Origin of the sequence: Arthrobacter nitrophenolicus (assembly GCF_000332815.1) — a bacterium.
Lineage (GTDB): Bacteria > Actinomycetota > Actinomycetes > Actinomycetales > Micrococcaceae > Arthrobacter > Arthrobacter nitrophenolicus.
Genome location: NZ_AOFD01000034.1, coordinates 15,133 through 38,610, shown reverse-complemented (window position 1 = coordinate 38,610; position 23,478 = coordinate 15,133). Strand labels below are relative to the sequence as shown.

The window sequence follows — 23,478 nt, the reverse complement described above, 5'->3', positions numbered from 1 at the left end:
AGACCCATGACTACCGTCAAGGCCTATGCCTCACCGTCCTCCTCCGAGGACCTCATCCCCACCACCATCGAACGCCGCGCCGTTGGCCCGCACGATGTCCTGATCGAGATCAAGTTCGCCGGCATCTGCCACTCGGACATCCACACCGTCCGCGGCGACTGGGGCCCGCAGCAGTACCCGCTGGTCCCCGGCCACGAGATTGCCGGCGTCGTCACCGAAGTGGCTCCGCCGTGACCAAGCACAAGGTGGGCGACCGCGTGGGCGTCGGCTGCATGGTTAACTCGTGCCGTGAATGCGCCAACTGCCTGAACGGCGACGAGCAGTACTGCCTCAAGGGCATGGTGGGCACCTACGGCGCGGAGGACCGCGACGGCACCATCACCCAGGGCGGCTACTCCACCCACGTTGTGGTCACCGAGCACTTCGTGGTGAGCATTCCGGACGGCTTGGAGCTGGACGTCGCAGCCCCGCTGCTGTGCGCAGGAATCACCACCTACTCGCCGCTGCACCGCTGGGGCGCCGGCCCCGGCAAGAAGGTGGCCGTGGTGGGCCTTGGCGGACTGGGCCACATGGCCGTCAAGCTCGCCGCCGCCATGGGCGCCGAGGTCACCGTCCTGTCCCAGTCGCTCAAGAAGCAGGAGGACGGCCTGCGCCTGGGCGCAACCAGCTACTTCGCCACCAGCGACCCCGGCACGTTCGAGCAGCTGGCCGGTAGCTTCGACCTGATCATCAACACCGTCAGCGCCTCCATCGACATCAGCGCCTACCTGCAGCTGCTGACGCTCGACGGCGCCCTGGTCAACGTGGGTGCCCCCGCGGAACCGCTCCCTGTCAACGCCTTCGCGCTGATCGGCGGCCGCCGGTCCTTCGCCGGATCGATGATCGGAGGCATCCCCGAAACCCAGGAGATGCTCAACTTCTGCGCCGAGCACGGCATCGGCGCGGACATCGAGGTCATCCCGGCAGGGAAGATCAATGACGCATACGAACGTGTCCTTGCCTCGGACGTCCGCTACCGCTTCGTGATCGACACCGCCACGCTGTAGCAGGGACCCGCGTAACGGCGGGCCGGCCCCGGAAGGTGCCGACCCGCCGTCGTGCGTGGGGCGCCGGGTCCTTTTGTTATGCCCCGCAACGGTTGGGCGGCAATCAGTCCGCTCCCGGATCCCGAATCCAGCCCCGGTTCCACAATGGAAGGACCAGTTTTCCAAGCCCCGGGAGGGTGTGATGAGAAGGTCCGCCGGCTGGTTCCCGCGGTGATCCTCGTTGGTGCGGCGGTGGCCGGCTGCGGCCCGCAGGCAGGACCGCCGGCGGCGTCGCCCACCACCACGGCCGCGTCCGCCTCCCCGACCCCCTCAGCGACGTCGTCACCGACCGAAACAGCAAGTCCCGCACCGGCCACCACCACGAGGGGTTCCCTGAAGACCTTTACGACGGCGGACGGCCAGCTGGCGTTCGACCTCCCCGCCACGTGGAGCGTGCGCGATCCGGCCGGGGAACTGCCCGAAGGCGGCGGGGCTTTCGCCGAGGTGACGAACGAGGCGGGCAGGCCGATGGCAACGCTGCGGACCAACATGGCCACAGGTTCCACCTGCCTGGAGAAGTACCCCTATGAGGTCCTGGAGTCGCAGGAGCTGCCCGCCCTGGCGCAGGACGGCGAGACTCCACGGTTCATCTACGAAACCCGGGGCAACACCGCAACGCCCGGTCCCGCTGACACGCCGGCCGCCGCCTACGGCATCGTTTCCGTTCCCGCCCCCACGGGGGACCTGGCCTGCCCGATGTTCCACTTCTTCACCTGGCCTCCCACCGCCGCAATGTTCGGTGCGTTCTACAACCCGGAGAACAACAGGACCCCGGGCACCGAGTCCCTTCCCTACCTGGAACAGGCCCGGAGGTACATGGACACCACCGAGTACCAGAACATCCGCCGGATGATCACCTCGCTCCGCCCGGCGGGCTAGAAACCCCGCAGGTTTCCCGCCATCCGTTCCCGCAACCACAACGAATTACTGGCATGAACTACTACACCCCGGCGGCGCAGGAAAGAGTCCGGGACGCCGCATATGACGCAGTGGAAAAAGTGCTCGACGGCATGTTCTCGCCGTTGAACAGGCACGCGCTCAACGCACGCTGGAACCAGGCCTGCGAAGCCATGGCAAAGTACCTGGAAGCCCAGGACACCGGCGAGGAGTAGGGGCCAGTCCCTACTCCGCAGTCCGGGATTCGAACGCTTCCCGGTCCAGGAACACCAGCTGCGCTTCCTTCTCGGGCAGCTGGACCTTGGGCCCGGCCTCGAAGCCGAAGCCGGTGAGCCGGCCGATGGCCTTGGCGTTCCGGGCATCCGGTTCCGCCACCACGCGGTTCTTCGCCGGATCGGAGAGCACGAACCGCACCAGCCGGACAGCAGGGTCGCCGTGAAGTTCGGGATAGGGCGTTCAGCCGGGGCCAGCAGCAGGTGGATGCCGGCATCCCCGGCGCGGGCCGGATACACCTCGGCCACGGGATCGTGCAGCGGCTCGTACGTCTGGAATACGCCGGCAGGCTCGCCGTCAACGGTCATCAGGAATCCGTGGTGCGTGTCCAGGCTGTCCAGGAACGCATAGACGTCCCGGACCTCGTCCCGGCTCCAGCCGTTCATGCCCCAGAACCGGGCGCGCTCCTCCCGCACCCAGCTGTGCACCAGGTCCGCGTCCTGTTCAGGTGCCAGGCGGAGCAGCCGGAGGCGGCCCAGGCCCGGGAGGTCCTCCTCGTACACGGCGTCCCGGGTTGCGTGCGTAAGTCCGGCCTCGATGCTTGTCATGGAGTCTCCTTGGTGAGCTGGTCCCAGTCGGTGACAACGGGGAGGAGTTCGCCGGCGGCCCAAAGCGGCAGCTGGCTGAGGAAGTTCGGGTCGTCTGCTTGTCCGGACGCTCCGAACGGCACGATCCATCGGCTCTTCGAACGGTCGGAAAGGTCCCAGACGTAGCGGGCCACGGGTCCGCGGAAGGACGCATCCGTCACGCCCGGCAGGCTTTCCGTGCACAGCACGCAGCTGGTGTCCCCGGACAGGGCGGTGGCCGGCACGGCGGGTGCGGCGGCACCTGCGCCCGGGAAATCAGACAGCGCGTGCAGGGGCAGTACCGTGTGGCTTTCACCCCAGGCAGCGGACGACGGCGATGCTGCCGCCGCCTCCAGCGCCCGCCCCGCCGCGGCCGCCACGTCGATGCCGTGCCCGGCACCCTTGGCGATGATGGTTTCCAGGGCGAAGCCAACCCGGGAGACCGGGTTAAGCCACGGTGCAAACAGGGCCGAGTGCCCGGCGGACGCCGTGAGCCGTGCCAGCAGGGGGTCGCCGGCCAGCTCCACCACCAGTGCCGAGCGCCAGGCCGTGAAAGCTGCGGCGTCAGTGCTGGCGGCATGCATGGATCCGTCCCAGGCCAGCAGCCGGTCCCGCAGTTCCGCGGCGGGGGCGGACAGGGAAATCCCATCTTTCCCACCGGGCCCCGCCAGCAGGGCACGCAGCGCGGGCCAGGACCCCAGCCGGCAGTCCATGTGGATCCGCTGCATGTCTTCAACGTCCAGGTTGTCCCCGGCGTCTTCCAGGAGCTGCCGTATCCGGTGAGCCCGGTGGGCGGGAGCGAACTCCAGCCCGGTCAGGCTGCCGCCGCCGGACTCCCGGTCATTCGCGTTCACGGCCAGAGCGTCCACGCGGGACGCCGGCAGGTCCACCCATGTGCCCGACCACCGGTGCTGCGGGGATTCGGCCGGAACGGGACGGACCCGGTTCTCCGGGTTCCGCACCGGGACCTTGCCCGCCACCAGCTGCCGGACGTCGCCGCCGGTATCGGCGGCGAGCACGCAGTTGACCGGCTCCACCCAGGCTTGCAGCGCAGCCTCAATATCGGCGGCGCTTCGGCTCCGCAGCAGCGGCAGGAGGGCCTCGAAACCCAGCTGCCCCCCGGCCCGCGACGGTGCCCGCAGGCTCAGCGCGCCGCCGTCGGGCCCGCCCGAGATGACAGGGCCGCGGGCTGTCTCAACCACGTGCACCGTTTCCGTGGCGGCGCCGCGGACCAGGATCTCCTCCTGGTGGTCGGCAACCACCGGCTCCCACCCGTCCGGGCCGAGTGCCTGGAGGGTGGCGCCGTCGCGCCTGAGCTGTTCACGGTAGAGGTCCTGGTAGTCGGCCATGGCATTGGTGACCGCCCATGCCGCCGTCCCCGTGTGGCCGAAGTGCGGCAGGCCGGGGACGCCGGGAAAAGCCAGCCCGACGGCGTCGAACTCCGGGCAGGCGAGCCGCACCTGCTGGTAGACGCCGGGAAGTTCCAGGAGCCGGTGCGGGTCGCCGGCGATGAACGGAGCGCCGGAGCCCGTCCGGCCTCCCGTGGCAGCCCAGGCGTTGCTGCCCGCCCAGACCGGTGCCTCGATGCTGAACAGCTCCACCGCTTCCGCGCCAAGGGTCTGGGCCACGTGGTCACGCCAAAGCTTGTTGGGGAAGGTGCTGAACAGGATGTGGTGGACCAGGAAGACGCCGAGCGGAGTCCACGGCTCCCAGCGGGCGGGTGCCGTGGCCGTGTCCCGGAACTCCCGGGCTTCCCGCCGGCCGGCTTCCAGGGCGTTGTTCACACCATCCACGTAGGCCCCGCACCACTGCTGCGTGGCCGGGTCCAGGTTGTGGAAGCAGCGGCGGGCGGTGTCATCGATCCGCGCCTGCCGGGCAAACCGGTCCCACACCACGCCGTCCGGTCCCAGGTGTTCGGCGGTCCTGCCCTCGGATCGCCACCGCTCCACCTCGACCTGCCAGGAGCGGTCCGTGGCGGCGTTCCCACCCTGCAGGAAGGCGAGCTCGGTGGCCGACCCGGCGCGCAGATGGGGGATGCCCCACGGGTCGCGGAAGGTCTCAGCGGCCATGGGGCGGAGTTGTGGGGGTGGGCACGGGTCGGGTCCCTTTCTTAGGTAAGCCAAGCCTAAGTAAGGGTACGGGGAGAGGCGGGCCATTCCCAAAACCCGTGGCGCAACAAACCGCCCTGCAGCCTACGGCGTGAGCGCTGCCAGGATCGCGGCGGCGGGTCCGTCCACCGCATGCCGGAACCCGGTGCCCGCCCAGAGGTTGAGCCAGTTCGGATCACCGGCTGCCGCGGCCGCTGCGCGCAGGGGAGTGGTCATGTGGTGGATCTCCGGGTAGCCGTAGGGCGCCTCGGCGTCGTGCAGGCGCATGAATTCGTTGGTGAGGCCGCGGGCGTTCCTGCCGGAAAAGGACCGGGTGACGGCGGTGGCGGTGAAGCTTCCGGACGACAATGCTGCCCGGTGCGCGGCCTTGGTTCCGGCCTCGTCTGCGCGCAGGAACGCCGTGCCCGCCTGGACTGCGATTGCGCCCAGGGCCAGGGCCGCCCGGACGTCCGCTGCGGTGGCGATTCCTCCAGCGGCGATCAGCGGGACAGGAAGGTCGGCAAGCCCGGCCAGCAGGGTGTGCAGGGGCTGCGTCTCGTCGGCGGCGGGATCGAAGGTGCCGCGGTGGCCGCCGGCTTCCGGTCCCTGCACGCAGAGCGCGTCCACGCCGGCGTCGAGCGCCTGCAGGGCCTCGGCGCGCGAAGTGACGGTGGCGACCACGGCGCTTCCCCGCTCCTGCAGCGCGCCGATGACTGTGTTTTCCGGCAGGTCGAAGGTGAAGGAGACGACGGCGGGCGCCAACTCCAGCAGGACGTGCACCTTGTTGTCCCAGTCGTCATCGTCGTGCCGGGGATCGCCCAGCCGGACGCCGAAGCGCTCAGCGTCCGGCGCCAGGGCATCGGCGTAGGCGCGGAGCGCATCGGGGGTGCTGAAGGGGGCCTGCGGAACGAAAAGGTTGACGCCGAACGGCCTGCCCGTGAGGCCGCGGGCGGTTTCGATCTCCGCCCGCATGGCATGCGCCGTCTTGTAGCCGGCGGCCAGGAAACCCAGTCCGCCCGCCTCGCTCACAGCAGCAGCCAGCCGCGGCGTGGACGGTCCGCCGGCCATGGGTGCCTGGATGACGGGAACCGGCAGGGAAGCAAGATCGAAGCGGGAGTTGTGCTGGTGGCTCATGGAGTCCTTCCGTATCAGGCTGGCTGGCCGCCGGGTCAGCTGCGGAACTGGCCGGAATCAGTAGAGGAAGATGTCGATCCATTCCCGGTTGTGGGCATGGATCAGCACCAGGAACAGCACGAAGTCGAACAGCAGGTGCACGCTGACGATGTAGGAGAGGGACTTGGTGACCGTGAAGAGCCGGGCCTGCAGCAGGGCAAACGGAAGATGAAGAACGGCGCCCAGGCGTGGAACCCGAGTTCCCAGAGGAAGGATGTGAAGAGGACGGCCTGGAGCAGGTTGGCCTGCCAGTCGGGGAGGTGCCGGCGCAGCAGGGTGAAGGCGGTGCAGATGAAGAACAGTTCATCCCAGATCCCCAGCACATTGGTGCCCAGGAACAGCCGGGCGATGCCGTCCGCGTCGCTGACCGCCGGCCAGTTGTTGTAGACGCCGGTGCGGATCATGTACACCGGCATCAGGGCGTACCCGATCAACAGGACGGCGGGCAGGTACCACTTCTCCGCGCGGGTCCACGGCTGCCCGGTCCGGACGGGGAAACGGATGGCATGGTCCTTGGTGACGAACCGGGACACGGCGTAGGGGATGCCCACCGCCAGGATCATCGCGGTTCCCATCACCGCCATATGTCCGGTGCTGATGTCCGTGGTGATGGGGACCAGGCTCATGGCGGTCAGCCCCACCGCGATCAGCGCAAGGTCGATCAGGAGCCGGCGGCTGATGATGCCGGCCAGGACCAGTGCCGCGGCCAGGAGGGTGAAGCCGAAGATCCGGTCCTCCCGTGCGAACAGCAGGAAGCCCGACGCCGAGACGAGGGCTGCGGGAACCACCGCCAGTGTGGTCCGGGCGGGCTTCCCTGCTTCCGCGCTCTGGAGATCGGCTTGCGCCTGTGATTGCTGCCTCATCACGTCCCTATGCTTCAGTGGCGCTTCCGGTGGATGCTCAAAAGTCTACTTGCCGGCCGGACGCCGGACGAGGTGCCGGATCACCACAGCAGCGTCAACTCCAGGTCCGCGGCGGGCCGGGCCTCCAGCCACGTGTCGAGTACAGGGCGTAGCTGGGACTCGGCGCCGGCCAGCCCCAGCTGCGTGGCATCGGACGATGCCGGCACGTGGTGGTGCCCGTCGTCGGGGGTTCCGTGCGAGCATTCCGAACACAGCAGGCGCATCCCGGACCAGTCGTCCGCGCCCATGCCATGCCGCTCCAGAAGGTCGGACAGTTCCTGGAGGTCGTCCGGCGTTGCCCCGGTCACCTGGGCCTGCCATGTGGGCAGCCCTGAGTCCTCCAGCCGCAGGAGCTGGTCGAATACTGCCACGTCCTGCCCGTCCAGCTGGCGGAACCCTTTCGGTTCGCCGTCGTGCAGGACCACGTCCCGGAACCGGTGCCCGGATTCGGGCAGCGGCACACTGGCGATGACCGCGTGGGCGGGGCTCCTGCGCCAGCACCAGACCACTTCGGTGGCGCCGGCGGAGGGCAGCACCTGGTGGGGAAGGCTTGGCTGGTCCGGATTCAGCCGGACCGGCGCCAGGCCAAAATTGGAGTCGATGGGATCGTAGCCGGTTCCCAGGCCGCCAATGCCGTAGGCAGCCCACGCCCGGCGGGCCGTTGCCCAGTCGCCCAGGGCCGTGGAGGCGATTCCCAGGTTCCAGGCAGCGGGGTTGACGCCGTCGAAGTCCGCCGCCTCCACAGGCGTGAAGAGCTCAACCGCCCGGGCGTTGCGTTCCAGGCTTTCAGCCCACTTGCCGAGCGCCTTCGACAGCAGCCCGGCATGGAACCAGGCGTAGAAGGAATCCGGGGCGAGGCGCAGCATCTCGCCAGCCAGCGCCCTTGCCCTGTCCGTTTCGCCGGCGTCGTCCGCGGCCGTCCAGTCGGACCAGACATCCCGCGGTCCACGCTGCTCCCCATGGCCCTGCCATTTGCGAACCGTCACCCGTCCAGTATGCAGGGGCCTCCGGGTGCGCACCATGGCCTCCCGGCCATCTGCCCGGGACTAAAGCAAAGCGTACGACGGCGGGCGGTGCCGGCGTCGTACGCTTTGCTTTAGAGGAGGGTCGCCGCTTAGGCGCCCACCAGGGCCTTGTCCTCGCCGCGAACGCTCAGCGTGAAGGTGTTGGGTCCGCTGCAGGTCACCGCAACGCGGCACGTGGTGGTGTTGTGCCGTTCCGAAAGATCGCTGATCGCGGAGTCCAGGGTGTGGTGGAGGGTGGCTTTGTCCCAGATCTTCAGGGTTACGGAATCAGTGGCATCGAACGTCATTATTCAACTTCCATTTCTTGCGGTCTGGCGGCCTGGTCGTGTCCGGCCGTGTCCTCGTCGGTGAGGACAAGCAGATGGGAAAGCGCATTCCCAGGTTTTAGTCTGCATGGCTCCCGGATGAATGGCAACCGGAACCGGGATTAAGTGAGCAAGCACACCGGGGGGAAGCCCCCGGCCTAGAGTGCGGGGTTAAGGCTGAGGGTGAAAGTGTTGGGGCCGCTGCAGGTCACGGCGATCCGGCTCTTGTCGGTGTTGTGGCGCACGGAGAGGTCTTCCACCAACGTGTCCAGGGTCGTGTGCACGGCGGAGCGGTCCCAGATTTTGAGGGTCACGGATTCGGCAGTTTCAAACGTCATTGTTCAGTACTTCCTTGCATTGGTCCGGCCGGTAAAGCCGGAAAATCGGCCTGCTCGCGTCATGGGGCGGTCGGCCGCCCGCTGGGCATGCCGGCGCGCCTCATTGCGTCACCAGGATGGGTTAAGGGCCGGAAAATGAATCCTGCCCTGCCCTTCCATGGTGCCGAAACCGAAAGGGTGCTCTCAACCAAATCGCCGATTATTGCAAGTGAATCTCATCACGTATGGACGGGTGCCGCCCCCACGGTCCCCAGCGGTATGACGTGCGGACGGCCCTCGGTGGGTTCCGCCACCACGTGGGCGTCCAGGCCGAACACCTCCAGCAGGCACTCGGGGGTGATGACCTCGGACGGGGTGCCCTGCGCCACGATGGCCCCGTCCTTCATGGCGATGATGTGGTCCGAGTAGCGCGCGGCCAGCGAGATGTCGTGGAGCACCATCACCACGGTCCGGTGGTGCTCACGGTACAGCCGGCGGACGAGTTCCAGCACGTCCACCTGGTGGGCGAGGTCCAGGTAGGTGGTGGGCTCGTCCAGGAGCAGGATCCCCGTTTCCTGCGCCAGCGTCATCGAAATCCAGGCCCGCTGCCGCTGCCCGCCCGAGAGGTCCTCCAGCGGCGAATCCGCCAGTTCCAGAATGTCTGTTGCCTCCAGGGCAGCCTCCACCACCCGTTCGTCGGAGGCGGAAAACTGCTGGTACCACTTCTGCCGCGGGTGCCTGCCCCGCGAAACGAGGTCCGCCACCGTCAGGCCGGACGGCGCGGTGGGGGCCTGCGGCAGCACGCTGATGCGGGTGGCGATGTGCCGGGTGGAGTGTTCCCGGAGCGGGATGCCGTCCAGCAGCACGTCGCCGGACCGGGGATTCAGCAGCCTGCCGAGCCCCCTCAGCAGCGTGGACTTGCCGCAGCCGTTGGGGCCGATGATGGAGGTGACCCGGGCGTCGGGGACGTCCAGGGTGAGGCCGCTGATGATGTCGGCGCCCTCGTAGCCAAGGCTGAGGTCCCGGGCGCGGAGGCCCTGTTGCGGGGTGGACATGTTCAACTCAGCCTCCGCTGGTACTTGAGGATCAGGTGTATCAGGAACGGTGCGCCCACCACGGCGGTGGCAACGCCCACCGGCAGCGGGGCGGCGAGGGCATTGGCGGACAGGGTGTCCGCCAGCAGCACGAAGATGGCGCCCACCAGGGCGGACACGCCCACCGAGGGAATCACCGTGGACGTCAGCGCCCGGGCAATCCGGGGACTGGCCAGGGCGACAAACGCCACGGGTCCCGCAGTCACGGTCGCCACCGACGCGAGCAGGACGGCGAGGGCCAGGACAACCAGGCGGACCACGCCGATCCGGACACCGAGGCCGACGGCGGTGTCCTCACCCAGGCTGGTGAGCAGCAGCCACCTGCCGCTGGACATCGCAGCCAGGAGCAGCACCGCAGCACTGATCGCCATGGGCCGGACGGTTTCCCAGTCCTTTCCGTTGAGCGAGCCCATCATCCACGTCAGCGCCTGGGCGGCACTTGTCACATCGCCCAGGGTGAGGATCCACGTGGTGAGGCTGGCTGCCAGGCCGGAGATGCCCAGGCCTGCCAGGACCAGGCGGTAGCTGTCCAGCCCCCGCCGGTAGGAGAGCAGATAGACGGCCAATCCGCTGGCGATGCCGGCGGTGAACGCGGCGGCGGGCATTCCCACCGTCGCGGCCAGCCCGCTCAGGCCCGCGTGGCCCCCGCCCGCGATGACCAGCACCGTCACGGCACCCAGCGAGGCGCCCGCCGTCACTCCCAGCAGGTCCGGACTTGCCAAGGGGTTCCGCGCCACCGTCTGGGTGATGGCGCCGGCGGCTGCCAGGCACGCTCCCACTACGACGGCGGCCACCATCCGCGGTGCGCGGAACTCCGTTACTGCCAGGTGGATGCGGGTATTGGAGTCGTCCCCCAGCAGCGCGCGGAGGACGTCCGGGTAGGCCATCGGTGTGCCGCCGAAGGCAACGTGCAGCGCCATGGCGGCCACCGTTGCCAGGACCAGCAGGACCGACACCACCAGTACGTGGACGTTGAAACGGATGGAAACAGGGCCTGCGCGCAGGGCCCTGATACGCGTGATGCCCTGGGAAGTTTCCCCTGCTGCGCCTTCTGGAGGACGGTCATAGCGTCTGCAGCCTTTTTCGCCGGGCCAGGTAGATAAAGAAGGGTGCGCCCACCACGGCAAGGACCACGGCAACGGAGAGTTCGCCGGGCCTGGCGATCAGGCGTCCCGCCGTGTCCGCGAGGAGCACCACCGTGGCGCCGGTGAAGGGTGAAACGGGCACCAGCCAGCGGTAGTCCGGGCCGGTGATGGCGCGGGTGATGTGGGGAACCAAGAGGCCGGCGAAGGCGATGGGACCTGCCAGGGTCACGGCAGTGCCGGCAAGGAGGGTGACGGCCCCAATGCCCACGGCGCGTGCCCGGAGGACCGAGATGCCGAGCGAAACGGCGGTGTCCGCGCCCAGCGCCAGGGCGTTCAGGGCGCGGATGTTGAGCAGGGCAAGCACCACCCCGGCCGCGATGAACGGCCACACCAGTTGAAGGACGCCGGTCCTGCCGGCCAGGGAACCCACCTGCCAGAAACGCAGGGTGTCCAGGGCCTGGTCGTTGAGCAGGACGATGCCGGCCACCAGCCCGGAGCACAGTGCGGTGACGGCGGCACCGGCAAGCACCAGCGTCACGGGGGTGGCACCGTAGCGGGCCGCCGAGCCGATCATGAACACCAGGACGCTGGCCACGAGGGCGCCGGCGAAGGCCAGCAGTGCCTGGGCCAGGGCGGGAAGGTCGCCGGCAATGGCGATGGCAGCCACGATGGCCAGCGCGGCACCCTGGTTGATCCCCAGCAGGCCGGGGTCCGCCACGGGATTCCGGGTGTGGCCCTGGACCAGGGTTCCCGCCAGGCCGAGGCAGATACCGGCGCAGATCCCGAGCACGGTGCGGGGCCAGCGCAGCTCGCGGATGGTCACGTCCATGACGTTGCCGGTGGGGGTAAACAGGGCATGCCAGGCTTCCTGCAGCGAGGAGGGCTGCCCGCCGATGCAGATGCTGAGCGCGCTGGCCAGGAGCAGTGCCAGTACCGAGGCCAGGAACCAGGCTGTCCGGTTCCGGGGAGCCTTCCGGCGCGGGGGAGCGGGCGCAGCGGGTCCTGCCGGCGCCCGCTCGTCCGTGGGGCCCGCCTCAAGGTTCAGCGTTTTCACATGGGACTTTCTATTACGTCACGGGTTTGTGAGCTATTCTCCAAATCCTGCTACAGTCTACGGCAGACGCAGGTAAGCCTTACCTAATGCGTCGCAGACCCGTTCCGTTTATGAAGGCATCCCCGTGAAAACTCGCATCTCCAGGCAGCTCACTGCTGCCGCCGCCGGCCTGGTCCTTCTGGCCACCGCGGCCTGCGGCTCCCCGGCCGCCACCACCAGCAGCACCGCCACCACCGCCGCTGCCGAAGCCGCCGGATTCCCGCTGACCATGGAACACACCATGGGCTCCACCACCATCGAAGAGGTCCCCAAGCGCGTGGTTGCGCTGGATCCCAGCTACATCGACGCGGCGCTCCTGCTCGAGGCTGACCTGGTGGGCTACGTGCAGTACCGGCAGGACCCCAAGGCCCCCTTCGCCCCGTACCTCGCGACGTTGCCGATGCCACCAAGGATGCGGTGAACGTTGGAACCCTGGCCGAGCCCAACCTGGAAAAGATCCTGGAACTGCAGCCGGACCTGATCGTGTCCGCAAAGGTCCGACACGAGGCGTTGTACTCGCAGCTGTCCAAGATCGCGCCCACCATCTTTTCCGTGAGCACCGGTCCCACCTGGAAGGAGAATGTTGTTTTCCTCGGCGAGGCGTTGGGCAAGAAAGCCAAGGCTGAGGAACTGGTCAAGGCATACGAGGACCGTGCGGCAAAGGTCGGCGCCGAGATCCTGGCAAAGAAGCCGGACGCCACCTACTCGCTGATCCGCTTCACCGGCGGTGACACCGCCCGCCTGTATTCCTCGAACTCCTTCATTGGCGAGATCATGGCGGACATGAACATCCCGCGGCCCAAGGACCAGCCGGACAGCGACAAGGAGATCTTCGTCCCGCTCTCTGCCGAGCAGATCCTGCAGGGCGACGCCGGCCTGGTGATGGTCAGCGCCTTCACCCCCGCCGGCGCCGAGGGTGACAAGGCCCGCGCCCAGCAGGAGGCCTTCCAGTCCAACCCGCTGTGGCAGCGGCTCCAGGGCGAGGTCAAGAACGTTGATGACGCCACGTTCCTGGCATCGGTCAGCATCCAGGGTGCCCACGCCGTGATCACCGAGCTGGCCAACCACTACGGCGTTGATCCGCAGCTGCCGTAATGCCCCTGATGGCTGCTTCAGAACCGGTTTCCGGGCACCCCGTGCGGGTGTTCGAAGCAGTGGTGGCGGAAGTGCGGGACCTGTCCCCGCACTTCCGCCGCGTCACGTTAACCGGTCCTTCCCTGCTGGACTTCGGTGTGCCGGGCCCAACCCTGGACCTCCGCCTCAAGCTGCTGCTGCCCAACCCGGGCCATCCACTGCGACTTCCGGGCGTGAACGGCGTCCTGCAGGCCGGCTGGTACCAGGACTGGCTGCGACAGTATCAGCCCGGCCGCGGCTTCATCCGCAGTTACACGGTCCGGGCGCTGCGCCGGCCCCCCCTCGGGCCCGGAAGTCGACGTCGACTTTGTCCTCCACCGGGGACCCGGGAGCCAGCCGGGGCCGGGATCCGGCTGGGCGCTGGAGGCAACCCCAGGCTGCCCGGCCTGGTTCGTGGGCCCGGACATCACCGCGGTGACAGCGGCAACGCCGTTGCCCGAAGCCGGGATCAACTGGAAACCCGGCCGCTCGGACCGGGTCCTGCTGGCAGGGGATGAAACGGCGGTTCCCGCGGTCAGTTCCATCCTCGAAGCGCTTCCGCCGCAGATCAGCGGCCACGCGTTCCTCGAAGTCCCCGAAGCCGCGGACGTCCTTCCGCTGGCTACGAAAAGCGGTGTCCAGGTGACGTGGCTCCATCGCGGCACCGGCGACGTGCAGCGCGGTGCCCGCCTCCTGGCAGCGGTGCAGGAGGCACTTGCCTCCGACGCCGGGACCTGGCATCCGTACGCGTGGATCGGTGCCGAAGCGGCAACGGTCAGATCCCTCCGCCGGTGCCTCACAGAGTCGGGTGTGGATCCCAGGGCATCGGAACTCCGGGGCTACTGGAGCCTCGGGAAGGCCGGCTCGGGCGTCAACGGAATCCCCGTGCCGCAGCGGTGAAGCGCCCGTGTCATTCGTCGAAGTAGGTGGGGACCTGCTGCTGCCCGGCAATCGACGTCACAACCGCCGCCGCCACCTCCCGGAGCTTGACGTTCCGCGCGTTGGAAGCCCTGGTGAGGATGGCAAAAGCTTCATCGCTGCTGCAGCGGTTCTCAGCCATGATCGCTCCCACGGCCATGTCGATCACCGTCCTGGACTGCATCGCGGCGGCCAGGTCGTTCCGGGTTTCCCTCAGATGGGTGATGCGCAGAACCAGCCGCAGCGAACTGGCGGCCTGTCCGGCAAAAGCCTCCACTGTCGTAATATCCTCACCCGAGAATCCGTCGACACGGTCGGAATAGAGGTTCAGGACCGCTTCGGCCTCCCCGGCCAGGTCCAGCGGCACCGCAAGGATGGAGGACACCCCCTGGCCAGCCGCGGCCCGAACATAGGGCGTCCAGCGCTGCTCGGTGGAAAGGTCCGCCGCCAGGATGGTTGTCCCCGTACGCAGCGCAGTGAGGCAGGGGCCGTCGCCAAAGCTGTTCTGCAGCTCATCCAGGGTCGCTGCCACGGCATCGCTGCAGGCAACGACCTCCGGCCGTTTGCGGCGCAGGACCGTAACCCCGCTGTGGATGGTGTTGCCCGGCCCGGACAGGCGGGCGGCCGCCAGCACAGCGAGCTCCGCCAGGAAGTCCCGGACGTCCCGGCTGTCCAGCACCAGCTCCTGCAGGCGGGTATCAGTGTCCGGTACGTGGCCCTCGATGCCCATTCCTAGCCTCCATCCAGCCGGGCGGCGGAAAAGCTTCCTCCGTCCACAATGTCCCTGGCGATGTCCTGGATCCGGCGGTCGCTGGACTTGGCGGCCACCTGGAGCAGTTCGAGGGCATCCTCGCGACCGCCGCGGTGCTGCAGCATGATCAGTGCAATGGCAGCATCCACGGCCGCCCTGGATTTCAGGGCATTCCGAAGGTGCCCCGTGTAGGCCTCGGGCGCGTGCAGCCGCAGGGCCAGCCGGAGGATACGGGACAGGGACTGGGCGTGCCCCTGCACCCGGCTTACGGTCCGCTGGTCAAATGCATGTGCCCGCTGCGCGTAGCAGTTCAGTGCGGCCCTGGCCGGGGAATCTGTCGGTATCGGCACCGCCATCATCGAATGCACCCCTTGCTGGAGGGCCGCCCTGGCGTACAAACCCCAGCGCGTATCGGCATCGATGTCGTCGATGAGGACCACCGTCTGCTGCCGGACCGCCGTCAGGCAGGGGCCGGCGTCGGCCACGTACTGCGTCTCGTCCAGCCGCCGCCCCTCCTCGGTGCTGCTGGCAACGGTGGAGGGGGCGCCGTCGCGCTCCACTGTGATGGTGCACAGCACCGGCGCCGTGCCGTCGGCGATCTGCGAGGCGGAGATTGCGGCCAGCCCCAGGAGGAACTCAGCAAACCCTGCGCTTTCCAGCAGCAGGTCCTGGTATTCCTCAGCTGTGGTCAGCGCATCATTCCCGGCCATAAGGCCCCGATTCCTGGTTGCGCCAGCTTCTGCCCTGGCTGTCGGCCGCCGCGCTTACTGCGGACTGGCCCCTGTATTCAACCTCCGGATCCTCTTGCCATCCCGAAATCTCCTACCTTCGACACTACGCTTGTGCAAGGCTTTCCGATACGGCGCCCCCGTCCGGCGACTGCTATTCGTCCGCCTCTGCAGCGCGCCCGCCAGCGGCCCCGCCGGACTCATCCCGGTTGTCCAGCTCTTCCGCTTCGCGGTCGAAGTCGTCCGAATATGGAGCGCGCGGCCGGGGGAGTTCGTCGATCATTTCGTTGGCTGCCAAAGCGAGCAGGTCCCGCTGGACGGCGGGCAGGGACAGGAGTCCCTGCAAGTAGGCTTCCACTTCATATTCACCGGCATCGCCGGAGAGGCTGAAGTATTTAAGCCAGAGCTCGGAGACGCTGATGTCCGCTGCCCGCAGTGCTGCGCGGAGACGGCGCCGTTGTTCCGGTTCATTTGGATCGAAGCCCATGGGCGGTGCCTAGATTCCGGATGCTGGCGTCCCGGCCAGGACAGACTCGCAGACTTGTTGCAGGGTATTGGCCCGCTCCCTGGCCTGCCGGAGCAGCTGTTGCAGCGCGGCATCGCGGGAAACGCCCAGCCGTTCCATGAGGACGCCGCATGCCTGATTGACCGTATCCCGGGTGTTCAGCGTGAGCTGCAGGCCTTCGGTCATCCTTTTGGAGTCTCGCTGGCCTGCACATGCGAGAGCAGGGTGGCGGCCGGGCCGGCGAAGAGTTGCAGCAGCCTGGCGCTGGAGTCGTCGTAGGTGGCTGGGGTGGCTGCGTACAGTTTCAGGGCGCCCAGGGCTTCCTTGCCGGCGATCAGCGGGGCGCTCACAACGGCCCGGACGGGCAGGTCCCGGACGGCGTTGCGCCAGCCGGTCCAGCGCGGATCGGTATGTACGTCCTGGACCAGGACCGGCTTCTCCGAGGCCCAGGCCGTCAGGCATGGGCCCTCGCCGTATTCGTACTGGGCGGCGTCGGCTTTTTCCACAATGCCGTCCGTGTAGCCGCTGCTGGTCCGGCGGCCGCGGGCATCCAGGAGGGAAACGCCGGCGCCGATGGTTCCGGGCACCGATTCCTTCGCCGCCCTGGCCAGGAGCTGGACCGCCGTGGTCACTTTTTCCTCCGTCAGCAGCAGGCCCTGGATGCGAGCAATAATCGTGCTGAGCTCGTCCAGGGGTAGTTGCTGCGCCATACGCCCAGCATATGCCAAGCCGTTCCCCGCCCTGCGGGAGGGGGCTACGTTTCCCCGGACGTCACGGCTCCTTTTTCCGGGCGGCCAGTAAGATGTCCCCATGTCGAGTTCTGCAGATAACGAGTCAATACAGCAGCTGCAGGAAATCCTGGTGGGCGCGGAGAACGCGGTGGAATTCCTCTCCGGACTTTCCGGCCTGGCGGCAGCGGCCGTGTCCGAAGCTGCCGACGACCAGATCGAATGCGCGGTGACGCTCCAGCTCCGCCGGCGGCCGGCCACAGCGGCCGGGAGCAGCCAGCGCGCCCTGGACCTCGACCACGTGGAGCAAAGCCTGGGGGACGGTCCCTGCATCCGGGCCCTGCGCGAGATGTCGTCGGTCATGATCGACGACGTCTCCAAGGACCCGCGCTGGCCCGCCTACAACGAGGCGCTTGCCGCCGCCAACGTGCACAGCACCCTGGGCGTGCCGCTGGAGATCAGCGGCGACGCCCGCGCAGCCCTGAACTTCTTTGCCACCAAGCCGGGAGCCTTCACCGCGGACGTCTATGAAAAGGCCGGGGGGTTTGCTGCGGCAGCCCACAACACGCTGCACCTGTCCGTCCGGATCAACACCGCCCAGAACCGGGCGGAGGACCTTGAGGCGGCGCTGGAGAGCAGGACCGCCATCAACCTGGCCTGCGGCGTGATCATGGCGCAAAACCGCTGCTCCCAGGCCGAGGCGATGGACATCCTCACCAAGGTCTCCAGCAACCGCAACCGCAAGCTGCGTGATGTTGCCACCGAACTGATCGAACAGCTCTCCGGCGACAGCATCCAGACCCACTTCGACGGGTAGCAGCAGCGGGCCGTCAGCCCGCCCGCAGGACGGAAACGACGGCGGATGCGCCGGCCGCCTGCGCGTCACCTGGCGCGTGTGCCCGGACGTCCCAGCAGTTGCCGCTGCCGATGACCTCGAAGTCCTGCGATCCCGTCCGGGGCAGGACAAGGGCGGTGTTTTCGTCGATGGCAACAGCCCGCTCCACCAGCCCTGCTGTCACGGCGCCGACCGCCCGCCCCAGTGTTCCGGCCTGTGCGGCATGCACGTCCACGGCAAAGGGGGCGAGGCTGAGGCCGACCCGGATATCGAGCACATCCAGCCCCTCGGAGCACTCTTCACCACATACCTCGGTGCCATCCACCCGGTAGCCGCCGATCAGCGCGCGTTCCGGCGCCACCATGGCACCCGCGGAAAAGCCAAGGTAGGAGGCGCCGCGTGCAATTGTCCGGGTGAGTGCCGCCATCGCGGGCTGGAGGCCTTCCAGGTAGGCCGGCGTCAGTCCGCCGCCCACCACCACTGCATCCACGCCGTCGAACATTTCCGGGTCCGCGGCGCCGGCCCCGCCGAGGAGTACCGGAACCGGTTCAAACGGCAGCCGTGCGCGCAGCGGCTCGACATACTCGGCCAGCCGGCCAGCGGGGTTGCCGGCCCGGTCATGGACCACCACGGCAATCGTCGCGCAGCGGGCAGCACCCGGTTTCTGCGACACCTCCCCGGCAAAGCGGTCGAACACTTCGGGAAAGGCCAACGGGTCCGGCCCGGCACCGGCAAGGAAAATGCTCATGCGCTTCAACCTACCCGTCGTGCCCAGACCGTGGACTGAAGCCACAAAAGAGGGGGAAAAACCCTTGACCCCCGCCCCGGGCAAGGCATATTGTACAACCAAATGGTTGTAGATCAGCTCCGCGAAACCGAACTTGACCGCCTCTTCCAGGCGTTCGCCGACTCGACGCGCCGCGACATCGTCCGGCGGGTGACGGGCGGCGAGTACTCGGTCTCGGGTCTCGCGGCCCTCTACGCCATGAGTTTCGCCGCAGTGCAAAAGCATGTGGCGGTGTTGGAGCGTGCATCCCTGATTACCAAGGAAAAGCGCGGAAGGGAGCAGATTGTGCGGGGTGATCATGAAGGCCTGCAGAAAGCCCGGCGGCTGCTCGACGAATATGAACAAATCTGGCGGCAGCGTGCCGCCCGGATGGCCGACATTCTCGCTGAAGGTTAGGAAGGCATTGCCATGACAGTCATCAGTATGGACACGAATCCCGAGGCCCTGAGCATGACGCTCGTTGCCGAGTTTGAGGCGGGGGTGGAGCGGGTGTGGCAGCTTTTCGAAGACCCGCGCCAGCTGGAGCGCTGGTGGGGTCCGCCCACCTACCCGGCCACGTTCTACAAGCATGAGTTCGTCCCGGGCGGTAAGGCCAGCTACTACATGACGAGTCCCGAAGGAGAGAAGTCCCACGGCTGGTGGGAGTTCACCAACATTGAGGCGCCGCGCCGGCTCGAGTTCAACGACGGTTTCGCGGACAGTGACGGCAACCCGACCGGAGACATGGGGAGTGCCCATGCTGCCGTCACCCTGGAATCTGTGGGGGAGCGGACCCGGATGACCATGCTGTCCACCTTCGAGTCCGAAGAACAGCTGCAACAGATGGTGGCGATGGGCATGGAAGAGGGCCTGAAGGAGGCCGTCGGCCAGATGGACGGCATCCTCGCCGAGCACGCCAACGCCTGACCGAACGATAGCGTACGACGCGGGACGTCCCGCCGTCGTCCGCTATGCCTTGGGTGTCGCCTGCGTTGGGGCGGCGGCAGCGAAAACCAGCAGCGAACTGGTGGCGGTGGCCAGCAGGCCGCCGTCCGGGGCGAGGACACGGCCCTCCGCAAAGATCACCCGGGACCCCGATTTCACCACCGTTCCTTCCGCCCGCAGCACGGCATGCTGCAGCGTGATGGGGCGAAGGTAGCTGACCGACAGGTCTATCGAGGTGTAGCCGAAGCCGGCGGCCAGCGTGCTGTGCGCCGCGCATCCCACTACCGTGTCCAGCAGTGTGCAGGCCAGTCCGCCATGCACCACGCCCAGCGGGTTGTAGTGCGCCTCGCCGGGCCGGCACTCGAACTCCACCCGCCCGTTTTCCACCGCCAGCAGGCGCAGGTTCATAAGCGACGCCATGGGCGGACGCGGGATGCTGCCGTCCCGCATGCCGGAGAGGAAGTCCAGCCCGGACATGGTCGGGAGGTACTTCAGTCCCACCTTCGGGTCTGTCCAGCTGAAGGTCTCCGAGCGCTCCGCCTGCCCGCTGGTGTCCATGGGCTTCTCCTCTGCAGTGGCCGCGTTTTGTGCCAGCTTAGGCGCTGCGGTGTCTGGCCGGCAGTTCAGTCCGCAGCTTCGTGCCACCCCATCCAGCACACCAGGTGGACGGCATCCAGCGCCGCAAGGTCCCCGGCCGTGGCCTCCCTCCGCTGCTGCGCTTCTGCCGGTACGCCGACCTTGGCCAGCGGGGACAGGGGCAGGATCTGCAGCGTGACGTGGGCGGGCCCGCCTGGGTCCGGCCGGATGCCGGCGTCGGCCACGTTCAGGATCCAGGGGGAGCCGTCCCAGAAACGGTCGGCCACCGGCACGCCGTCCACCAGGATGCGGGCCACGTCACCGGCCCAACGGATCTCGAGCTCCTCGTGGCCGGTGGGGAAGGCTCCGCCCGGGAGTTCCAGGGTGTACTCCCGGGCCAGGCTATCGATGACGGGCGGCCCGGGTGCGGCCGCGCGGTTGGCGGCTTCCCCATAGGATGCCGGAACGGGGCCGGCTTCGCGGACGAGGACCGCTTCAACCGACATCCTGCCCTGCCTTGGGCTGGTGTGGTTCGTGGTGACGGCGTCGAACGTGCGGGTGTTCAGGTTGTAGCGCAGAACGTCCGGCCGCTCCGCCGACCGTCCCGCAAGGCGTCCGCCGGCGTCCAGCCACAGCTGCCCGGCAGAGAGGACCAGCTCGCGGCCGCCTGCGCTCTCCAGGACCCACGCCGTGTCCGCGGCTTCGGCCGGAAGGACCAGGATGTCTGCGACGGCGTTCCCCGCCTTCGCGGTCAGCACCTCCGGCTCGTCGCCTGGAAGCCGGGCGGTGCGGCCGCTGCCGGCAGCCGAACCGCTGGCGTCCGTGCCGGCGGCGAACCGGATCTCCACCGGAATGCCGGCTTCGGCGGCGAGGACCAGGGTGGGCCGGCCGCCCGTTACTCCCGGGGCCGGTTCGAGCAGGGTCAGCGGGGAGGCCGTGGCCCACTCAAGGGTCACGCCGGCCACGTCCAGGTTGACGGGCCAGTGGGCGAGAGTTCCGGCCGGGATGTTCACGGGCACGGCGGGGAAGGTGACCGCTCCGCCGTCGAGCGTTACCTCGAACTGCGCGCCGCGGTAGGTGTGCAGCGGGACATGCGGCTGGTGCCAGCTGATGAAGACGAAGCCCGTGCTGCCGTCGCTGCGCAGCGCCCAGCGAAGGGTGGTGGCGTCCTCCACTCCTGCGGGCATGACATCCGGCAAAGAGGACGGCATCCGGGCAAGGCGCCCGCCGAACGCTGCCAGGAAGGCGTGCTGCTTCCGGAGCGCGGCGAAACTGGACGCCGGCCGCCCGGAGGCGCCGATCGGCGCATGGAAGTCATAGTCGAACCGGGGGAGGTCGTTGGGGTAGCCCGTGTCCTGTGATTCCTGCAGTCCGTCGGCCGGATTCATGCCGCCGGCAAACATGTAGTAACCCTGCCAGGCCGAGCCGTTGCCGATCTTGTTGTGCGCCACCGCACCCACATCCAGGCCCTGAGGCCAGGGCCGGCGCTGGTAGGCGGTGGCCATGCCCCCCGCGAGCTCGCAGGTGGCGGGCGGGAAAAGGGCCGACGGCGTCCGCGGGGCTGCGGCTGCGCGGGTTCCCAGCTGCCCGCGGACGTCCGCGCCGATGCCCGGATCGTCCCAGGTGTGGCTGAAGAAGTAGTGCTCGCGGAAGGTGGGGTCCCACGGTGCATCGGCGTCCACCCAGAAGCCGTCGCCGTAGCCGCCGAACAGGGGCAGGACCTCGCCGTCGGGAAGCTCGGCGCCGCCCCACGCCGTCGCCGTCCACACAGGCGCGGACAGTCCGGCGTTCCTTGCCAGCCTCTTGAGTTCGGTGAGGTGGTCCGGCTGGTCGTACAGCTCGTTTTCCAGCTGGATTCCGATGACGTTGCTGTCCGGCCCGAGGAGCCCGGCCAGCTCCTCGCCCAGGTAGCCGAACCAGCGCCCTACCAGGTCCAGGTAGGCGGGATCATTGGTGCGGTGCTGCGCCGGCGCCGCCTTGACCCAGTCCGGAAATCCGCCGTTCCGGACCTCCCCGTGGCACCAGGGCCCGACGCGCAGCACCACGTCCAGACCGACCTCCCTGCACAGCCGGACGAACGCTGCCACGTCCAGGCCGTCGTCGAAACTTACCTTGCCCTCGGTGCGCTCATGGTGGATCCAGAACGTGTAGGAGGCCACCACTGTGATTCCGCCGGCCTTCATCAGCCGCAGCCGCTCTTCCCACCGCGCGCGGGGAACCCTGCTGTAGTGCAGCTCGCCGGACACCGGGATCGCCGGCTTCCCGCCCAGCTCCACGTATCGGCTGGTGACCCGGAACCTTTCGTGGCGTTCCTCCGTGTTGCTCATTGCGGGCCGGACCAGCGGCCCGTCCCAGGGTGCGTGGGTGGCGCGCAGGACGGAAGTGGAACGTTTCAGAGGATCGGGCATGCTGGAAGTATCGCATATCGGGGAAGCGTTTTCTTGCCCTGTGCTGGCGAAGGCGTTGAACCGTCCGGAGGGCTTCGAAATACTTGTAGCAGTGGCGGGGTTGGCTGCGGAAGGCGGTGGCAGGATGGGAAGCGGGTCCGGGGAATTCCGGAAGCGGCTGGAGCGCGCCGCCGAGGTGCGGTCCTACCGGGGAGCCGGCATCAGCGCCGAGGAGGAAGCCGCCCTTGATGCCCTGGAAGCGAAGGAACGGGAAAAGCGCCGCAAGGTAAGCGATGCCGCCAGGGCGGATTACCTGGTCCGGGACGCCATGGCCCAGGGCAAGTTCGACAACCTCAAGTACGCCGGCAAGCCCATCCCGGGGCTGGGTGAGTCGTACGATCCCGACTGGTGGGTCAAGGGCCTGCTCCAGCGCGAGAACATCAGCGGCCTCGGCCCGCCGGCCATCCTCCTGCGCACCGAGGATGCGGAGCTGGATGCCAAACTTGATGCCCAATACACCGAGCAGCAGGTCCGCGACATCCTGCAGGACTTCAACCGCCGGGTGGTCGATGCACGGCGGCAGCTGCAGGGCGGCCCACCGGTCATCACCAGGCTGCGGGATGTCGAAGAGGAAGTGGTCCGCTGGCGGCAGCGGCGCGCCTCCCGGACCGTCGAGCCGGCGCCGGAGCCTGAAGCTCCGCGCTCGTGGTGGCAGAAGCTGTGGAAGGGCGCCGGCTAGGCAGTGCGCTCGAAGAGCTCGCAGAGGGCGTTGTAGTAGCGCCCAGTCTGCCCCTTGTGAACCAGTCCGATCCGGATGCAAACCTTCTGTGACGCGGTGTTGGCGGGCGCCGTCACTGCCACTACCTTCCGCAAGCCGCTGTCAAAGGCATACGCGAGGACCGCGGCCGCCGCCTCGCTCGCATAGCCGTGGCCCCAGTAGTCGGGGTGGAAATGCCAGCCGATTTCAGTGTCCCCGGAGCTGCAGGGGAAGTGAACCGCCCGACGCCGGAATGGACTTCAGGAGCAGCGCTCCGGCCAACTCCCCGGTGGCCTTGATCTGAACGGACCAGGCTCCATGGCCAGGGTGGTCCGTCGCCCGCCACACGCGGATCCGTTCTTCCGCCTGCTGCAGGTCCGTCATGACCTGGGGCGGATTGCCGATGAACTGCTGGACCTCCCACCGGGAGTAGAGATCCAGCACAAAACCGGCATCCTCCGGTTCCCACTGGCGGAGGATCAGCCGCTCCGTTTCGAGGCTCTTCACGCCGTTCATTGTGGCAGAGCGACGCGGCTTGGGCGGCTGGTCGGCAAAACCACTCCCGCT

The 23,478-nt window shown here is 68.2% G+C and carries 27 protein-coding genes and 5 pseudogenes; 12 read left to right on the top strand and 20 right to left on the bottom strand.

The features are described from left to right. The first annotated feature begins 6 nt into the window (after nt 1-6). The 3 genes and pseudogenes from G205_RS12975 (at nt 7) to G205_RS12965 (ending at nt 2,197) form a co-directional block, all read left to right on the top strand. Nucleotides 7-1,046 (top strand): annotated as a pseudogene (locus G205_RS12975) (NAD(P)-dependent alcohol dehydrogenase). 210 nt (nt 1,047-1,256) lie between these two features. After that, nucleotides 1,257-1,964 (top strand): hypothetical protein, encoded by a 708-nt coding sequence (locus tag G205_RS12970; RefSeq protein WP_009358369.1) that lies wholly within the window; start codon nt 1,257-1,259, stop codon nt 1,962-1,964. A 53-nt stretch (nt 1,965-2,017) separates the two neighbouring features. Further along, the gene (locus G205_RS12965; RefSeq protein ID WP_035753009.1) at nt 2,018-2,197 is read left to right on the top strand and encodes a hypothetical protein; all 180 of its coding nucleotides are present in this window, start codon (nt 2,018-2,020) and stop codon (nt 2,195-2,197) included. Nucleotides 2,198-2,207: 10 nt separating this feature from the next. On the opposite strand, the pseudogene G205_RS12960 reads toward G205_RS12965, so the two are convergent. The 10 genes and pseudogenes from G205_RS12960 to G205_RS12915 form a co-directional block, all read right to left on the bottom strand. After that, nucleotides 2,208-2,803, bottom strand: a pseudogene (locus G205_RS12960) (GNAT family N-acetyltransferase). Then, entirely contained in the window at nt 2,800-4,890 is a 2,091-nt protein-coding gene (locus tag G205_RS12955) for a penicillin acylase family protein (protein WP_009358367.1), read from the bottom strand. Before G205_RS12955 ends, G205_RS12960 begins: the two are co-directional and overlap by 4 nt. A 123-nt stretch (nt 4,891-5,013) precedes the next feature. Next, nucleotides 5,014-6,042: a nitronate monooxygenase gene (locus G205_RS12950; protein ID WP_009358366.1), complete on the bottom strand. Its 1,029-nt coding sequence runs from the start codon at nt 6,040-6,042 to the stop codon at nt 5,014-5,016. Nucleotides 6,043-6,099: 57 nt separating this feature from the next. Then, a pseudogene (locus G205_RS12945) lies at nt 6,100-6,869 on the bottom strand (CPBP family glutamic-type intramembrane protease). A gap of 155 nt (nt 6,870-7,024) precedes the next feature. Further along, nucleotides 7,025-7,969 carry a hypothetical protein gene (locus G205_RS12940; protein ID WP_009358364.1) on the bottom strand — a complete coding sequence of 315 codons (945 nt, stop codon included), beginning with the start codon at nt 7,967-7,969 and terminating at the stop codon, nt 7,025-7,027. A 128-nt stretch (nt 7,970-8,097) separates the two neighbouring features. Next, nucleotides 8,098-8,295 (bottom strand): hypothetical protein, encoded by a 198-nt coding sequence (locus G205_RS12935; RefSeq protein ID WP_009358363.1) that lies wholly within the window; start codon nt 8,293-8,295, stop codon nt 8,098-8,100. A gap of 176 nt (nt 8,296-8,471) precedes the next feature. After that, entirely contained in the window at nt 8,472-8,651 is a 180-nt protein-coding gene (locus G205_RS12930) for a hypothetical protein (RefSeq protein WP_009358362.1), read from the bottom strand. A 218-nt stretch (nt 8,652-8,869) separates the two neighbouring features. Then, complete coding sequence (locus G205_RS12925; RefSeq protein ID WP_035753007.1) at nt 8,870-9,685, bottom strand: ABC transporter ATP-binding protein; 816 nt, start codon at nt 9,683-9,685, stop codon at nt 8,870-8,872. Between the two features lie 2 nt (nt 9,686-9,687). Then, entirely contained in the window at nt 9,688-10,683 is a 996-nt protein-coding gene (locus G205_RS12920) for a FecCD family ABC transporter permease (RefSeq protein WP_009358360.1), read from the bottom strand. 103 nt (nt 10,684-10,786) lie between these two features. Next, entirely contained in the window at nt 10,787-11,863 is a 1,077-nt protein-coding gene (locus G205_RS12915) for a FecCD family ABC transporter permease (RefSeq protein ID WP_009358359.1), read from the bottom strand. A gap of 124 nt (nt 11,864-11,987) precedes the next feature. Here G205_RS12915 and G205_RS22910 point away from each other — a divergent pair, with 124 nt between their 5' ends. The 5 genes and pseudogenes from G205_RS22910 to G205_RS22900 all read left to right on the top strand — a co-directional run bounded on the left by G205_RS22910 (nt 11,988) and on the right by G205_RS22900 (nt 13,915). Continuing rightward, on the top strand, nt 11,988-12,323 hold the full coding sequence (locus tag G205_RS22910; protein ID WP_235046911.1) for a hypothetical protein: 336 nt from the start codon (nt 11,988-11,990) through the stop codon (nt 12,321-12,323). Further along, a complete protein-coding gene (locus G205_RS12910; protein ID WP_235046910.1) occupies nt 12,320-12,997 on the top strand; it encodes an ABC transporter substrate-binding protein in 678 nt (225 codons plus the stop codon). The genes G205_RS22910 and G205_RS12910 overlap by 4 nt, the downstream gene beginning before the upstream one ends. After that, a pseudogene (locus G205_RS22905) lies at nt 12,997-13,251 on the top strand (siderophore-interacting protein); the annotation flags it as partial. The gene G205_RS12910 and the pseudogene G205_RS22905, both read left to right, overlap by 1 nt. A gap of 7 nt (nt 13,252-13,258) precedes the next feature. Beyond that, a pseudogene (locus G205_RS23510) lies at nt 13,259-13,393 on the top strand (hypothetical protein); the annotation flags it as partial. A 36-nt stretch (nt 13,394-13,429) separates the two neighbouring features. Next, on the top strand, nt 13,430-13,915 hold the full coding sequence (locus G205_RS22900; protein ID WP_009358357.1) for a siderophore-interacting protein: 486 nt from the start codon (nt 13,430-13,432) through the stop codon (nt 13,913-13,915). A gap of 10 nt (nt 13,916-13,925) precedes the next feature. On the opposite strand, the gene G205_RS12900 is transcribed toward G205_RS22900, so the two are convergent. From G205_RS12900 to G205_RS12885, 5 genes are all read right to left on the bottom strand, one after another. Next, nucleotides 13,926-14,663, bottom strand: coding sequence for a GAF and ANTAR domain-containing protein (locus G205_RS12900; protein WP_009358356.1), 738 nt, complete (start codon nt 14,661-14,663; stop codon nt 13,926-13,928). 2 nt (nt 14,664-14,665) lie between these two features. Next, a complete protein-coding gene (locus G205_RS12895) occupies nt 14,666-15,394 on the bottom strand; it encodes a GAF and ANTAR domain-containing protein (protein WP_009358355.1) in 729 nt (242 codons plus the stop codon). A 172-nt stretch (nt 15,395-15,566) separates the two neighbouring features. Further along, on the bottom strand, nt 15,567-15,899 hold the full coding sequence (locus G205_RS12890; protein ID WP_009358354.1) for a hypothetical protein: 333 nt from the start codon (nt 15,897-15,899) through the stop codon (nt 15,567-15,569). Nucleotides 15,900-15,908: 9 nt separating this feature from the next. Beyond that, nucleotides 15,909-16,103 carry an ANTAR domain-containing protein gene (locus G205_RS22895; RefSeq protein ID WP_235046909.1) on the bottom strand — a complete coding sequence of 65 codons (195 nt, stop codon included), beginning with the start codon at nt 16,101-16,103 and terminating at the stop codon, nt 15,909-15,911. Further along, nucleotides 16,100-16,627: a GAF domain-containing protein gene (locus G205_RS12885; RefSeq protein ID WP_235046908.1), complete on the bottom strand. Its 528-nt coding sequence runs from the start codon at nt 16,625-16,627 to the stop codon at nt 16,100-16,102. The genes G205_RS22895 and G205_RS12885 overlap by 4 nt, the downstream gene beginning before the upstream one ends. Nucleotides 16,628-16,727: 100 nt before the next feature. Between G205_RS12885 and G205_RS12880 the strand changes: the two genes are divergently transcribed. Then, nucleotides 16,728-17,462, top strand: a complete 735-nt coding sequence (locus G205_RS12880; RefSeq protein ID WP_035753003.1) for a GAF and ANTAR domain-containing protein — start codon at nt 16,728-16,730, stop codon at nt 17,460-17,462. Between the two features lie 13 nt (nt 17,463-17,475). Here the strand turns inward: G205_RS12880 and G205_RS12875 are convergent, their stop codons facing one another. Then, entirely contained in the window at nt 17,476-18,228 is a 753-nt protein-coding gene (locus tag G205_RS12875; protein WP_009358352.1) for a type 1 glutamine amidotransferase family protein, read from the bottom strand. Between the two features lie 102 nt (nt 18,229-18,330). On the opposite strand from G205_RS12875, the gene G205_RS12870 reads away from it, so the two are divergent. Both G205_RS12870 and G205_RS12865 read left to right on the top strand, forming a co-directional pair. Next, a complete protein-coding gene (locus G205_RS12870) occupies nt 18,331-18,663 on the top strand; it encodes an ArsR/SmtB family transcription factor (RefSeq protein ID WP_009358351.1) in 333 nt (110 codons plus the stop codon). Between the two features lie 12 nt (nt 18,664-18,675). Beyond that, nucleotides 18,676-19,173 (top strand): SRPBCC family protein, encoded by a 498-nt coding sequence (locus tag G205_RS12865; RefSeq protein WP_009358350.1) that lies wholly within the window; start codon nt 18,676-18,678, stop codon nt 19,171-19,173. A 42-nt stretch (nt 19,174-19,215) separates the two neighbouring features. Here the strand turns inward: G205_RS12865 and G205_RS12860 are convergent, their stop codons facing one another. Further along, a complete protein-coding gene (locus G205_RS12860; protein WP_009358349.1) occupies nt 19,216-19,749 on the bottom strand; it encodes a PaaI family thioesterase in 534 nt (177 codons plus the stop codon). 65 nt (nt 19,750-19,814) lie between these two features. Further along, complete coding sequence (locus G205_RS12855) at nt 19,815-22,175, bottom strand: beta-galactosidase (RefSeq protein ID WP_009358348.1); 2,361 nt, start codon at nt 22,173-22,175, stop codon at nt 19,815-19,817. A gap of 124 nt (nt 22,176-22,299) precedes the next feature. Between G205_RS12855 and G205_RS12850 the strand changes: the two genes are divergently transcribed. Continuing rightward, nucleotides 22,300-22,893, top strand: a complete 594-nt coding sequence (locus tag G205_RS12850; RefSeq protein WP_009358347.1) for a DnaJ family domain-containing protein — start codon at nt 22,300-22,302, stop codon at nt 22,891-22,893. Here the strand turns inward: G205_RS12850 and G205_RS23505 are convergent. Continuing rightward, nucleotides 22,890-23,117: a GNAT family N-acetyltransferase gene (locus tag G205_RS23505; protein ID WP_268743677.1), complete on the bottom strand. Its 228-nt coding sequence runs from the start codon at nt 23,115-23,117 to the stop codon at nt 22,890-22,892. The two genes, G205_RS12850 and G205_RS23505, sit on opposite strands and share 4 nt — an antisense overlap. Nucleotide 23,118: 1 nt before the next feature. Then, nucleotides 23,119-23,418: a GNAT family N-acetyltransferase gene (locus G205_RS23500; RefSeq protein ID WP_268743676.1), complete on the bottom strand. Its 300-nt coding sequence runs from the start codon at nt 23,416-23,418 to the stop codon at nt 23,119-23,121. Nucleotides 23,419-23,478 lie beyond the last annotated feature (60 nt).